The following is a 13,735-nucleotide window of genomic DNA, read 5'->3' on the forward strand; positions in this document are numbered from 1 at the left end:
AGGTCGGTGAGCCCTGCGGCCACGGCGGCGGCGATCCCGACCTCGATGGTGGTGCGCATGGCCGAGACTCGGCCGATCAACTGCGAGGCGATCGTTGGCCATGCGTCGTCGGCGTCGCGTCGCGCGAGATCCGCGCAGCGCAGGCACGGCGTGCATCCGGGGAGGATGAGCGGCGTGACCTCGATGGAGTGATCGCCGAGCAGCACGGCCGCGTGCGGAATATCGGCGGCCATGAGCGGCTGCGCACGGCGGGGTGGTACGACGAAGTCCGCGATCTCGATCAGCACGCGCCCTGAAGGAGGCAGCTCATCGTTGTCGAGCTCGTGGACGTCGACGCCGCGATCGGCCAGCGTGTGGGCGATGTGCCGGTAGGGCTCGCCACGAACCGCCGCGGTTCGGAGCGCCACCGCTCGATCGCCCGCGGTGGCGAGAGGGAGGCCGGAGGGATCGACCTCGTCGAGCACGGGACGGAGAGCCGTGAGCGCCGCACGCGCCTCGGCGCGCGTGGCGCCGTAGCGGACCGCGGCAGCGATAGCCGCGGACTCGGTCGTGCCGCCCCGCAGCCGCGCGATGAGCCAGTCGATACCGCCCGTGACGCCTTCGACGATCGCGAGGGGTTCGGGCACGCCGACCTGCAGCGTGGTGGTAGTGCGCCAGACGAGCTCGAGGCCGGGCCGAATGCGGAACATCACGCCGAGATTGTGGCCCTCCCAGTCGGATGGGCACCAGGGGGAGGATCAGCCTGTGGAGAACTCCCGCGCGTCAGCGGTCGCCGGTCGGGGCATCCGGCGCGTCACCCGTCTCGGGTCTGTCGCCGTCGGTGCCGCTCTCGCCGTCGGTGCGGCCGTCTCCGGGGGTATTGCCGTCGCCATCGGTGCCGTCGTCGGTGCCGTCCGTGTCGCCTGCCCCGCCGGGGCGGCCAACGGCATCCTCGTTCTCGTCGTGAGTCGTACCCATGCCTCCGGCCGGAGCGCCGCCGAAGGCGCTCGGGTCGTTGAGGAGCGATTCGAGCTCGCGGTCGAAGTCGTCGCCGGCCGTCTCGCCCACGTCGAGGCGCGTCACGAGTAGCGTCGGCTCGTCGAGGTCGGCGCTCGTGGGCAGAGCGTCGAAGTGATCCCAGAGCGCGTCGCGGGCGGCGCTGCCGTGGGCGTCGGCGACCGCCCGCCACATGGCCGACGCGTCACGAAGCCGTCGCGGGCGGAGCTCAAGGCCGACGAGGGTCGAGAACGCGCGTTCCGCCGGACCGCCCGTGGCGCGACGGCGCCGTACCATCTCGGCGATCGCCTCGGCCTTGGGGAGCCGCGCCGTGGCATCCTGCGTCACGACGTCGACCCAGCCCTCGATGAGCGCGAGCATCGTCTCGAGTCGGGCCAGCGTCGCCTCTTGCTCTGTGGTTCGCGGCGGGATGAAGGCCCCCGAGGACAGCGCCTCGCGAATGGCGTCGGAGTCGGTTGGGTCGAGATCGCGAACGAGCCCCTCGATGCGTTCGACGTCGATCGTGATGCCGCGGGCGAACGCCGTCACGGAAGAGACGAGATGCGTCTGCAGCCACTTGGCGTGGGAGAAGAGACGCGCGTGAGCGAGCTCCCGAACGGCGAGGTAAAGTTCGACCTCGCTCGCGGTGACGTCGAGACCCTCCGCGAAGGTCGCGACGTTCTGCGGTAGCAGGGCGGCTCGCGGTCGGTCGAACACCGGCATGCCGATGTCGCCCCCAGCCATGACCTCGGCTGACAGCTGACCGATCACCTGCCCGAGCTGCACGCTGAACATGGCGCCGCCGAGATTGCGCATCATGGCGCCCGACTGCTGCACCATGCCCTGCATATCGGGTGGTGTCTGGTCTTTCAGCACCTCCATGAGGGCGTCAGCGATGCTCGTGGCAACGGGCTCTGCGAGCTGCGACCACAGCCCCATCGACCCGCCGATCCACTCGAGGCGTGTGAGGGTCTGCGGCAGCTCGGCGACCTCGCCGAGCTCGGTCGCCTCGCCGAGCCAGAGACCGGCGAGACGGAAGGCCTGCTGAAAGCGCTCGGCCTCCTCGGGCGAGACCTCCCGGTTCTCGGGCCGCGCGACGCGCTTCGCGTGTTCCGTCGCGGTCTCCCAGTCGATGCCGTCCGTCTGTTTCGCGAGGGCCGCCTGCATGTTGTTCATGAGGGCCTGCACGGCCGCGGGGTCGTTGGGCAGGCCGCCGATCCCCGCGAGTTTCGACGGGTCGAAGCCGCTGCCACCCTCCAGCATGTCGCGGAGCATCTCGCGCAGCTCGTCCTGGGGGTCTCGGTCGTCCTCGTGGTCGGCGTTTGCGCCGTCGCGGTCTGCCATGTCGGTCCTTCCAGCGGGTCGTTCTACGCTAACGGGTGGCCTCGACGCGAATACGCGAGGGGGCCGCGAATCCGCCCATCCGGGGTGCGCCGACCGCGAACAGCGAGCCGTTCCCCTCCGCCGAGTCTGGAAGACGACGAGTGACGAACCCCCCTAACCCGGCCGATCCGGCAGGGCCCGACGACGCGAACCCCCGGACGCAAGCCTGGAGCGGTCCGCCGGCCGCGACAGCGACGACGGGCGCGCCCGCCGGCATGACCGTCCGCGCGCGGGACCCGCGTCGATTCGGCCGGGCGATGCTGTCCAGCGGGCGAACGGGCGTCGCCGCGCTCGTCGTCGCCGTGCTCCTGCTGCTCGTCATGGCGCTCACGCCGACGGCATACGTGCTGCGACAGCCGGGCCCGGTGTTCAACGCGCTCGGTGACGTTGTGCTCGAGGAAGGCGCCGACCCCGTCCCGGTGCTCACGATCGAGGGCGCCGAAACGTACGATCCCGGCGACGGCCGCCTCGACGTCATGACCGTGAACATCCTCGGCAGCCCGAGGGGCATGCCCGGCTGGGTCGAGGCGTTCGTGGCCTATGCCAGCGGCGATCGCGTCGTGATGCCGGTCGAGGTGTACTACCCGCCCGGACAGACGGCGGAGGACCGTGCGAACGAGAACGAGTCGATGATGCAGCAGTCGCAGGGTGAGGCGATCGCCGCGGCACTCCGGCACCTCGGGCACGAAATCGACATCGCCGTCGTGGTCTCGGAGGTCAACCCGGACGGCCCCGCCGACGGCGCGCTCCAGCCCGGCGACCGCATCATCTCCGTCGACGGGGTCGAGATCGACGGGTTCGACGCGGTGCGGCAAGCGCTCGACGGCAACACCGGCACGCCGGTGCCCGTGACGGCCGATCGCGGCGGCGAGCCGATCGAGGTGCAGATCGCGCCGAGCATCTCGACGCCGGAGGGCGAGGCGGCGCCGCGGCCCCTGCTCGGCATCACCGTCGTCGGCGCCTACGACTTCCCCGTCGACGTGTCGATCCAGCTCGGCGACGTGGGCGGCCCGAGCGCCGGCCTCATCTTCGCCCTGTCGATCATCGACCTGCTGACCCCTGGCAGTCTCACGGCCGGTCACCACTTCGCGGGGACGGGCACGATCACCGCGGACGGCGAGGTCGGGCCGATCGGAGGGATCAGGCAGAAGCTGTTCGCGGCCGCCGATGAAGGCGCCGAGGCCTTTCTGGCGCCGATAGACAACTGCGAAGAGGCGCTCACGGGCGGCGTGCCGGGCAACCTGCCCGTCTACGCCATCGCGACACTCGACGACGCCCTCCTCGTCATCGAAACGCTGGCATCCGGCGACGATACGAGCGCGCTGCCCACCTGTCAGTCCGCGATCGGCGGCTGACCGACGGGAGCAGACGTACCCGCGGGCCCTTCTGCCCGCAGGTAGAATGTTGTTTTCGCACGCTCATCGACGACCGACGGGAACGACGTGACCGCATCTGCCTCGGCATCCCCTGGCCAACCGACCGACCGAGGAACGCCGAGAAAGCGGCGACCCCTTGTCACGACCCTCGTGGTCGTGATCGCGCTCATCGCCGTGTTCTTCTGGTTCTCGGGCTTCTACGCCGACATCCTCTGGTATGACCAGCTCGGCGCGCTTTCCGTACTCCTGACGCAGTGGGGCGCTGGCGCGGTGATGTTCCTCATCGGCCTCGTCGCCATGGCGGTCCCCGTCATCATCAACCTGCAGATCGCGTACCGAGCGCGTCCCGTCTACGCGAAGCTCAACGATCAGCTCGACCGCTACCAGCAGGTCATCGAGCCGCTGCGGCGGGTCGCCATGTTCGGCGTGCCGATCCTCATCGGCCTGGTCGCCGGTCTCGTCGCCTCGGGAGCGTGGCCGACGGTGATCCAGTGGATGCACGCCACGCCGTTCGGGGTCGCCGACCCCCGCTTCGGTTTTGACATCTCATTCTATGTGTTCCACCTGCCGTTCTGGCGCGGGGTGATCGCGTTCGCGAGCGCGGTGACGATGGTGTCCCTCCTGCTGACGGCCGCGACCACATACCTGTACGGCGGTATTCGCGTCACTGGTCGCGACGTCGTCATCTCGAAGAGCGCGCGGATGCACGTGGCGATCCTCGCGGGCCTCTACCTGCTGCTGCAGGCCGTGTCGATCTGGTTCGACCGCTACGCGTTGCTCACGAGCTACAACGAGCGCTGGACCGGTGCCATGTACACCGACACGATGGCGCGCATTCCGGGCCTCGCTGTTCTCGCCGGTGCCTGCGCGATCGTGGCCGTGCTGTTCTTCATCGCCGCGGTCATCGGCCGGTGGCGTCTGCCGCTGGCCGGGCTGGCGCTCGTGCTGGTCGTCGGCCTTGTCGTCGGCGTCGGCTATCCGTGGGCGGTGCAGCAGTTCCAAGTCGGGCCGTCGGAGCAGGCGCTCGAGCAGCCCTACATCGAAGACAACATCGAGGCGACCCGCAGCGCGTATGGCATCGACGACGTCGAGGTCGTGCCATATGACGCGCAGACCTCGGTCTCGCCGGGCCAGCTGCGCGAAGACGCCGAGACGACCTCGAACATTCGCATCGTCGACCCGGCACTCGTGCAGCCGACGTTCGCGCAGCTTCACCAGGAACGCACGTACTACCAGTTCAACTCGCCGCTCGACGTCGACCGCTACGACATCGACGGGCAGGTGCACGACACCGTCAGCGGCATCCGCGACATCAACGTTGCCGGTCTCGATGGCGGCGCGCAGTCGTGGGTCAACACGACGCTCGTGTACACGCACGGGTACGGCCTCGTCGCCGCCTACGGCAACCAGCGGATGCCGGACGGCACGCCGCTGCTCATGGAGGGCAACATGCCCACCATGGGCGAGCTGCCCGACTACCGGCCGCAGGTGTACTTCGGTGAGAACTCGCCCGAATACTCGATCGTCGGTCAGCCGGAAGGCTCCTCGCCGATCGAGTTCGACCACGTCTCCGGCGAAGACGGGCAGAGCCAGACTTACACGACGTTCGACGAGGAGGGCGGGCCGAGCATCGGCAACTTCTTCAACCGCCTCATCTACTCGATCAAGTTCCAGTCTGAGCAGATCCTCCTTTCCGAGTACGTCACCGAGGAGTCGCAGATCCTCTACGACCGCGATCCGGCGCTCCGCGTCGCCAAGGTTGCGCCGTACCTCAACATCGACACCGACCCCTATGCGTCGGTCGTCGACGGCCGGCTCATGTGGATCATCGATGGGTACACGACCACAGACGCGTACCCGTATTCGACGCAGCAGTCGATGCAGCAGCTGATCGCCGACACGCCAGCGGCTCCGCTCCCGGGCCAGGCGAGTGCCATCAACTACATCCGCAACTCGGTCAAGGCGACGGTCGACGCCTACAGCGGCGAGGTCACGCTCTACGCATGGGATGAGGAAGACCCGATCCTGCAGACCTGGTCGAAGGTCTTTCCCACCACGATCCAGCCGATGACTGAGATGTCGGGAGACCTGCTCAGTCACGTGCGGTATCCGACCGACATGTTCAAGGTGCAGCGGGCGACCCTCGCTACGTACCACGTGACCGACCCGGTCGCGTTCTACAACCGGCAGAACGCGTGGGAGCTGCCCCAGGATCCGACTGCGGGTGCGACCGATGGCCGCATCCAGAGCCCGTACTACCTGACGACGCAGATGCCTGACCAGGATTCGGCGTACGCCCTGTACTCGACGTACATTCCGCGCGTCAACCAGGGTGGTCAAACGAGAAACGTGCTCACGGGTTACCTGTCGGCGAATGCCAACGCGGGATCGACCGATGGCACCGTCGCCGAGGACTACGGACGACTGACGCTGCTGCAGGTCACGAACGACAACATCCCCGGCCCGGGTCAGGTGCAGAACAGCTTCAACTCCGATCCGGTCGTGGCGAACCAGTTGAACCTGCTTGAGCGCGGCGGGCAGACAGAGGTCTTGCGCGGCAACCTGCTGACGTTGCCGGTCGGCGGTGGGTTCCTGTTCGTGCAACCCGTCTACGTGCAGTCGACGGGGCAGACGAGCTACCCGCTGCTGCGGCGCGTGCTCGTGGCATTCGGTGAACGCGTCGCTTTCGAGGACACCCTCGACCAGGCGCTCGACACGCTGTTCGGCGGCGATTCGGGTGCCGACGCGGGCGATGAGGAGGTCGCCCCGGACGACGGTGAGGGCGGCGGCACCGAACCCGATCCGGCGCTCAGCGCGGCTGATCGCCTGAACGAGGCGCTCGACGAGGCTGCGCAGGCGCTCGAGGACCGCACCAACGCCTATGCGTCGAACGATCTCGTCGCGGCGGCGGAGGCCGACTCGCGGCTTCAGGCGGCGCTCGCCGAGGCCGACGCAGCGAACGCCGAGCTCCAGGCAGAACTGGGCAACCCGGTGGAGGATCCCGGCGCGGGCGACACCGCCGACGCGACCGACGACGAGGCGGGCGACACGGGCGCCGATCCGGAGGCGACTCCGTAGCGACGACCGAGGTGGGCGCGCCGGGCGGGCGAGAGCGATCTCGCCCGCCCGGCGCGCCCTGTGGCCCCTGGGATGCTCCGCATGGCTCGGATTCGGGGTAGGGACACGCCCGGTACACGCCCGTCAAACTTCAACTGGACATGACTGAACGACTCGTGTACGTTTATCTCTTGTGCCGCGGGGTGGAGCAGTTCGGTAGCTCGCCGGGCTCATAACCCGGAGGTCGTAGGTTCAAATCCTGCCCCCGCAACCAAATGTGGCCCCTGGCCTGGGAATCTCCCAGGCCAGGGGCCATTGTCATTGGCCCCGGCAGATGTGGTTCCTTGGCCCCTCGGGTGTGGTTATTTGAGCTTGTCGAAAGGCCGCGCGCATCCACGACCGAATCGGACACCTGCTACCGAACGTTCGGTCGCATATGTCCGACTCGGTAGCTGATCGCCCCTCCTTCGTGCCGCGTCGCGGTGCCATGACCAATGTGGGGGATACGCGGCTGCAGTGACCATTGCCATCCGCGATCGACTGGTGAACGCCGAAGTCGCGGTCTCGAAGGACTGGATCAGGCCCGCGGACGCCGGATGCTGGACGTGTCGGTGGTGGGCGGGGTCGGTCTCCCCGCGGGGCGCGGCTTTGCGATAATGAGTGGGTGATCGAGATCCGCGGGGCCGGCGTCGTCGAGGGCGATGTGACCTTGCTCGCCCCGACATCGAGCCGCGTGGCGCAGGGCGGCGCCCTGGTCGTACGGGGGCCGAACGGGTCGGGCAAATCGACCCTGCTCCAGCTCGTGGCCGGCCTGCGCGTGCCGACCACCGGATCGCTCATCGTGGCGGGCGATGCGCCGCGACCGCGCAGTCCGGAGTTCCGCCGCCGAGTCGCCGCACTCGTCGCCACCCCGCCCCTCGCGCGCGACCTGACACTCGCCGAGCACATCGATCTGGTCGCGGCAACCTGGTCGGGGCCAGGTCGCCACGTGGCCGGCGGGCGGGTCCTCGACGAGCTCGATCTTGGTCGCCTGGCGACGCGCTTCCCGCACGAACTGTCCTCGGGGCAGCAGCAGCTCTTCACGGTCGCGCTCGTCCTGGCACGACCGAGCGAGGTGCTCGTGTTCGACGAGCCCGAGCACCGGCTCGACGACGACCGAGTGCAGTCGGTTGCGGCGGCCATCGCCGCGCGCCGCGCCGCGGGTGCCACCGTCGTGGTGGCGACGCACGACGACGCCGTCGAGGCGGGCGTCGGCGGCGACGTGCTTCACCTGGGGCGAGCCGCCGCGTGAGGGAACGCGCGTTCCGCGTCTACGCCGTCGCAATGGTCTGCGCGGTCGCTGTCGTGCCCCTCGCCCGCGCGGTCTGGCTGTCGCTTGCTGGGGCCGGCGGGCTCCACCTCGCCGCGGCGGCGACGCCGGCGACCGTCGTGATTGCGATCGCCTGCCTGTGGTCCGGCGCACTCATCGCCGGGGGCATGCGGGGGCCCGCGCTGTTGCGACCGTTCCCGACCTGGGTGCGCGCCTCGAGCGACCGCTCGCGGGTGCGCGACTTCGGGCCTGCCACCCTGCGAGGCGGCGCCGTCGTAACCGCTGCGACGACGGTCACTGCGGCGGCCATCGCGACGGCGTTCATCTCGAACGGCCTCGCGGCGCCCCTCGCCGCCGTGCCGATCGCGGGCGCCGGGGCGCTGATCGGCGTCCTCGCATCCGTCGCCTGGCTCGCCGGGCAATCGCTGGGGGCATCGAGCCGCGCAGCGGGGACAGGCGCCATGATCGCGGCGGCGGGTGTCGTCGCTGCGCTCGCCTCCGGCTCGATCCCGCAGTCCGCTGCTCCTGCCGCGACGGTCGCGGCGTGGGCCGCACTTCCGCTGCCGACGCTGCTGGCGGGGCTCGCCGTGCTCGCCGTCGCGCTCACCGGGTGCGTGCCATGGCTGCTGAACCGCCTCGAGCCCGCTCTGCTCGTCAGACAGGCGGTGCGGGCGGACGCTGCCTCCGGGTATGCGGAAGTGTTCGAGCTCGGTGGCGCGCTCTCGCTCTACCGCGCGGTTCCGAGCGCCGGGCGCCGCGTGCGCGCGGTCGGCCGTCATCGGATGCTCGCGGTCGCGTTCGCCCGGCGTGACGCGGTCGGAACGTTGCGCTCGCCGTGGCGTCTCGCCGCCGGCGTCGCGGGGCTCGCCGCGGCCGGCGTCTCGGTGTTGGCGGCCGCGGGGTTCGCCGTCGCAGCGGCCGATGCCGCCGGGGGAGTCGCCGCGGGCGTCGGCGGTGGCGCGGCATGGCCGCTCGGTGCGCTCGCCGGGGTGCTCGCCTACGCCGCGTTCGGTTCCTTCACCGACGGCGTGCGTCACGCGGCCGATGCCGCCGAGACGACCGCGCTCTACGGCGTCGGCGACGGAACTCTCATGATGCTGCACGCGATCTTCCCCCTCGTGGCCGGCGTCGGGATCCTCGTGCTCGTCGCGATCGTCGCGGCCCTCGTTCTTTCCGGCGCCGTCCCCGGCGCGGGCATCGCCGGCATGATCGGCCACGGGGTGGCGGTGGCCGCGGGCTCGGCCGCCGCCTACGCCGCGCCCGCCGCCCTCGGGGTCCTGACACTCGCCGTCCGCGTCGCCGACGCCAGGAAGGGGCCGATGCCGGTCGCGATGTTGACGCCGATCCCCACGGAGGCCGGTGACCTGGGCGCCCTCCGGCGCGTCGTGTGGGCGGTCGATGCCCTGCTCCTCGCTATCCTCGCGGGCGTGGGCGCCGCCGTGCTACCGGTGGCCCCCGCGATCAGCGTCGTCGCGGTCATCGCTATCGTGGCCGTCGCTGCACGGCGGGGGCCCCGCGTCGCGAGGGAGTGATCGGCATGGCCGGGACCTGCCGGGCGCACGGGCGGATGGCTCTCTCGTGCGGGACACCGAGACCGAACGGCTCGAAATCGGTCACGATGCGACGGCAATCGTCCGTCGATTACCCGTATGGACAGCTCGATCATTACGCTCTATGACACTGGTGCATCCTGCACCCACCACGAGGTCTCCCTGCCTCGCGCGCGGCACCGCCGCAGCAGTCATTCGACGAAGGAGTCACACATGCGACGTTCCCGGTCAGTCCTCGCAACGGTCGGCCTCGCCGCCGCAACGGCCCTCACACTCACCGCGTGCGCGGGCGGCGGCGACGCCCCGGCCGAAACCGGTGGCGACGGCTCGGCCGGAGGCGAGAGCTTCAGCATCGGCATCTCCCAGTTGGCACAGCACCCCGCCCTCGACGCCGCCGCCGAGGGATTCCAGGCCGCGTTCGACGAGGCCGGCATCGACGCCGACTTCGATCTCCAGAACGCCAACGGCGAGCAGGCGACGGCGACGACGATCGCGCAGACGTTCCAGACGTCCGGGAAAGACCTCATCCTCGCCATCGCGACGCCCGCAGCGCAGGCCGCCGCCCAGGCGATCGCCGATGCCCCCGTCCTCTTCACGGCCGTGACCGATCCGCAAGAGGCCGGTCTCGTCGAGAGCAACGACGCTCCGGGCGGCAACGTGACTGGGACGACCGACCTCAACCCGGTCGCCGACCAGCTGGCGTTGCTCAAGGAGATCATGCCCGACGCGCAGTCGGTGGGCATCATCTACTCGTCGGGCGAGGTCAACTCGCAGGTGCAGGTCGACCTCGCGAAGGAGGCCGCCGACGAGCTCGGCATCACGATTTCGGAGGCGACCGTGACGAACGCGAGCGAGGTGGCCACGGCGGCGCAGACCCTCGGCGACGTCGACGCCATCTACGTTCCGACCGACAACCGCGTGACGGAGGCGTTCGAGACGGTCGTGCAGTACGCGGAAGACAACCAGGTGCCGCTGTTCGGCTCCGAGGTCGACCAGGTCGCCCGCGGCGCGATCGCCACCCTCGGTCTCGACTACTACGAGCTCGGCTACCAGACTGGCGAGATGGCGATCCGCATCCTCACCGAAGACGCCGACCCGGCCTCGATGCCCGTCGAGACCCTCAGCGAGTTCCTGCTGAACGTCAACCCGGGCGCTGCGGAGCGCATGGGCATCACGGTCCCGGAGGACGTGCTCGGCCGCGCCGACGAGACCATTGAGTAGCGCCTCGCGGTCCGGATCGATCCGGGAAGACCCACGACACCGACACGACGGAGTGCAGCAATGATCGGCACCCTCGAGCTTGGCCTCATCTACGGCGTGATGGCGCTGGGGGTCTACCTCACCTTCCGCATCCTGAACTTCCCAGACCTCACGGTTGATGGAAGCTTCACGACCGGGGCTGCCGTCGGCGCCGGCCTCACCATCCTCGGCTGGAACCCCGCCGTCGCGACCCTCGTGGCCGTTGCGGCGGGGGCAGCCGCGGGCTGCATCACGGGTCTCCTGCATACGTTCGGACGCATTGACGGGCTGCTCGCGGGCATCCTGACCATGATCGCGCTCTGGAGCATCAACCTGCGCATCATGGGTACGTCCAACCTCTCGCTCCTGCGCGAGGAGACGACGTTCACGCCGCTTCGCGAGGCCGGCATCATGGGCACCTGGGGGAGCGTCGGGCTCATGCTCGCCGGCGTCCTCGTCCTGAAGCTGGTCGTCGATTGGTTCCTGTCGACCGATCTCGGACTCTCGATCCAGGCGACCGGCAACAACCAGCAGATGATCCGCGCCCTCGGCGTCAACACCAATGCCACGACCATCCTCACCCTCGCGATCTCGAACGGCTTCGTCGCCGGGTGCGGGGCCCTGATCGCGCAGTACCAGGGGTTCGCCGACATCTCGATGGGCATCGGCCTCATTCTCGTCGGCCTCGCGTCCGTGATCCTGGGCCAGGCACTGTTCGGCAACTCGTCGGTGTTCCTCGCCACGGTCGGCGTGATCGTCGGCGCGGTGCTCTACCGCCTCGTGATCTTCGCGGCGCTGTCGGTCGGCCTCGACCCGAACGACATGAAGCTCATCTCGGCCGTGCTCGTGGTGATCGCACTGCTGCTGCCCATGATCCCGGGCTTCAGCAGGCTGCAGGTGATCGGCAGCTGGCGAAAACCGCCGCCAGAGAAGTCGGTGGTCACCGAGAAGCTGCCCGTCCCTGCGGGCGCCGGGGCCGCGGCGCCGAGTGCGCGCAGCGGCACGACGACGGGAGGCGACGCAAATGCTTGAGCTCCAGGGCATCTCGAAGACGTTCTTCCCCGGCACCGTCAACGAGCGCGTCGCGCTCGCCGGCGTCGACCTCACCATGAACGAGGGCGACTTCGTGACGGTCATCGGGTCGAACGGCGCTGGCAAGTCGACGCTGTTGAACGCGCTTTCGGGCAAGCTGCGCGTCGACTCCGGCAAAATCTTGCTCGACGGCACGCACATCGGGGGACTGGCCGAGCACGCCCGCGCGCGTTTCGTGGGCAGAGTCTTCCAAGACCCGATGGCGGGCACGGCCCCCGACCTCACGATCGAGCAGAACCTCGCCCTCGCATACCGGCGCGGTGCGACGCGGGGACTGTCACTCGGCCTCACACGCGGACGGCGCGAGCATTTCGCCGAGCAGCTCGCCCGCCTCGAGCTCGGGCTCGAGCATCGCCTGCGAGCGAAGGTGGGCCTGCTCTCGGGTGGCCAGCGGCAGGCGCTGTCGCTCCTCATGGCGAGCTTCACCAACCCGCGGGTGCTGCTGCTCGACGAGCACACGGCCGCGCTCGATCCGCAGCGGGCGGCACAGGTGACCCAGCTGACGAGGGACATCGTGTCGTCGGCCGGTCTCACGACGCTCATGGTCACGCACAACATGCAGCAGGCGCTCGACCTCGGCAACCGGCTCATCATGATGCACGATGGGCGCATCATCCTCGAGCTGAGCGCCGACGAGAAGGCGCAGGCGACCGTCGACGACCTGCTCGGGGAGTTCGGCAAGATCAAGGGGGCCGAGCTCGACGATCGTACGATGCTGCAGTAGCGGCGTCGCGTCGGCTCGACGCAGCGAGCGACCAGCGAGGCGGGGCCCGGATCCGTATCCCGTGCCCCGCCTCGCGTCGTCAACCCTCGGCGATCGCGGGCTCGGCAGCCGGCCCTCGCGCCACCGCGGGCTCGTGCACGGGCACGGGCCGGCGCGTCGGGGCAGGAGCCGCCGCCCGCCGCGCGTGCACCCGCCGGCGGGCCGCCGCGATCGCTCGCGCGTTCGGGAAGCGGGCCGGGGCGGTGCGGCCGTGTGTCCAGAAGATCGCGAGGCCGACGAACAGGATGCCGCCGACCAGGTTTCCGAGCACGGTCGGCAGTTCGTTCCACAGCAGGTAGTCGACGAGCGTGAAATCGGCGCCGAGCATGAGCCCGGCGGGGAAGAGGAACAGGTTGACGATCGAGTGCTCGAAACCGAGATAGAAGAACAGCATGATCGGCAGCCACATGCCGACGACTTTGCCCTGCACGGTCGTTGACATCATCGCGGCGACCACCCCGGTCGACACCATCCAGTTGCACAGGACGGCGCGGATGAACAGCGTGGCCATGCCGCCGGTGCCGTGCTCGGCGTAGCCCACCGTGCGCCCGTGGCCGATCTCGGCGATGGCCTGGCCGATCGCGCTCGGCTCGGTCGTGAAGCCGTACGTCACGTACACCGACACGAAGAACGCGATGAGCACGGCCCCGGCGAGGTTGCCCGCGAAGATGAGCCCCCAGCAGCGGAGCACCCCGCCCCAGGTGACCCCGGGCCGCTTCGCGAGGCGGGCGAGGGGAGCGAGGGTGAACACCCCGGTGAGCAGGTCGTAGCCGAGCAGGTAGAGCAGCACGAAGCCGACGGGAAAGAGCAGAGCGCCGAGCAGCGGTTCACCCGTCTGCGTCGTGATCGTGACCGCGAAGACCGCACCGATGGCGAGCATGCTGCCGCCCATGAACCCGCGGATCAGCATGTCGCGGGTCGCCATGTGGATCTTGGCTGCGCCGGAGTCGACCATCGCGGTCGCGAGGTCGGCGGGCTTGATGTAAGACAC

At 69.7% G+C, this 13,735-nt stretch carries 9 protein-coding genes and 1 tRNA gene; 8 read left to right on the top strand and 2 right to left on the bottom strand.

Annotated features, from left to right (window positions below; genetic code table 11):
- Window positions 1–762: 762 nt before the first annotated feature.
- Complete coding sequence (locus F8O04_RS06040; RefSeq protein ID WP_158028375.1) at window positions 763–2,319, bottom strand: zinc-dependent metalloprotease; 1,557 nt, start codon at window positions 2,317–2,319, stop codon at window positions 763–765.
- Window positions 2,320–2,459: 140 nt separating this feature from the next.
- Here F8O04_RS06040 and F8O04_RS06045 point away from each other — a divergent pair, with 140 nt between their 5' ends.
- From F8O04_RS06045 to F8O04_RS06080, 8 genes are all read left to right on the top strand, one after another.
- Window positions 2,460–3,713 (top strand): YlbL family protein, encoded by a 1,254-nt coding sequence (locus tag F8O04_RS06045; protein ID WP_158028376.1) that lies wholly within the window; start codon window positions 2,460–2,462, stop codon window positions 3,711–3,713.
- Window positions 3,714–3,800: 87 nt separating this feature from the next.
- The gene (locus tag F8O04_RS06050) at window positions 3,801–6,812 is read left to right on the top strand and encodes a UPF0182 family membrane protein (RefSeq protein ID WP_188726245.1); all 3,012 of its coding nucleotides are present in this window, start codon (window positions 3,801–3,803) and stop codon (window positions 6,810–6,812) included.
- Window positions 6,813–6,988: 176 nt separating this feature from the next.
- Window positions 6,989–7,065, top strand: a tRNA-Met gene (locus F8O04_RS06055).
- Window positions 7,066–7,455: 390 nt separating this feature from the next.
- Window positions 7,456–8,082, top strand: a complete 627-nt coding sequence (locus F8O04_RS06060) for an ABC transporter ATP-binding protein (RefSeq protein WP_158028377.1) — start codon at window positions 7,456–7,458, stop codon at window positions 8,080–8,082.
- Entirely contained in the window at window positions 8,079–9,632 is a 1,554-nt protein-coding gene (locus tag F8O04_RS06065; RefSeq protein WP_158028378.1) for a hypothetical protein, read from the top strand. Before F8O04_RS06060 ends, F8O04_RS06065 begins: the two co-directional genes overlap by 4 nt.
- A gap of 231 nt (window positions 9,633–9,863) precedes the next feature.
- Window positions 9,864–10,871: an ABC transporter substrate-binding protein gene (locus tag F8O04_RS06070; protein WP_158028379.1), complete on the top strand. Its 1,008-nt coding sequence runs from the start codon at window positions 9,864–9,866 to the stop codon at window positions 10,869–10,871.
- A 60-nt stretch (window positions 10,872–10,931) separates the two neighbouring features.
- Window positions 10,932–11,921, top strand: coding sequence for an ABC transporter permease (locus F8O04_RS06075; RefSeq protein ID WP_158028380.1), 990 nt, complete (start codon window positions 10,932–10,934; stop codon window positions 11,919–11,921).
- Window positions 11,914–12,705: an ABC transporter ATP-binding protein gene (locus F8O04_RS06080; RefSeq protein WP_158028381.1), complete on the top strand. Its 792-nt coding sequence runs from the start codon at window positions 11,914–11,916 to the stop codon at window positions 12,703–12,705. The genes F8O04_RS06075 and F8O04_RS06080 overlap by 8 nt, the downstream gene beginning before the upstream one ends.
- Before the next feature lie 79 nt (window positions 12,706–12,784).
- Here F8O04_RS06080 and F8O04_RS06085 read toward each other — a convergent pair whose 3' ends face one another.
- Window positions 12,785–13,735, bottom strand: a complete 951-nt coding sequence (locus tag F8O04_RS06085; protein ID WP_158028382.1) for a formate/nitrite transporter family protein — start codon at window positions 13,733–13,735, stop codon at window positions 12,785–12,787.

The sequence above is a fragment of the Pseudoclavibacter endophyticus genome (assembly GCF_008831085.1).
Classification (GTDB): Bacteria; Actinomycetota; Actinomycetes; order Actinomycetales; family Microbacteriaceae; genus Pseudoclavibacter; species Pseudoclavibacter endophyticus.

What these genes read in the sequence shown, in the direction of transcription:
- F8O04_RS06040 (WP_158028375.1), bottom strand. Translation starts at nt 2,319, where the DNA reads ATGGCAGACCGCGACGGCGCAAACGCCGACCACGAGGACGACCGAGAC.
- F8O04_RS06070 (WP_158028379.1), top strand. Translation starts at nt 9,864, where the DNA reads ATGCGACGTTCCCGGTCAGTCCTCGCAACGGTCGGCCTCGCCGCCGCA.
- F8O04_RS06075 (WP_158028380.1), top strand. Translation starts at nt 10,932, where the DNA reads ATGATCGGCACCCTCGAGCTTGGCCTCATCTACGGCGTGATGGCGCTG.
- F8O04_RS06080 (WP_158028381.1), top strand. Translation starts at nt 11,914, where the DNA reads ATGCTTGAGCTCCAGGGCATCTCGAAGACGTTCTTCCCCGGCACCGTC.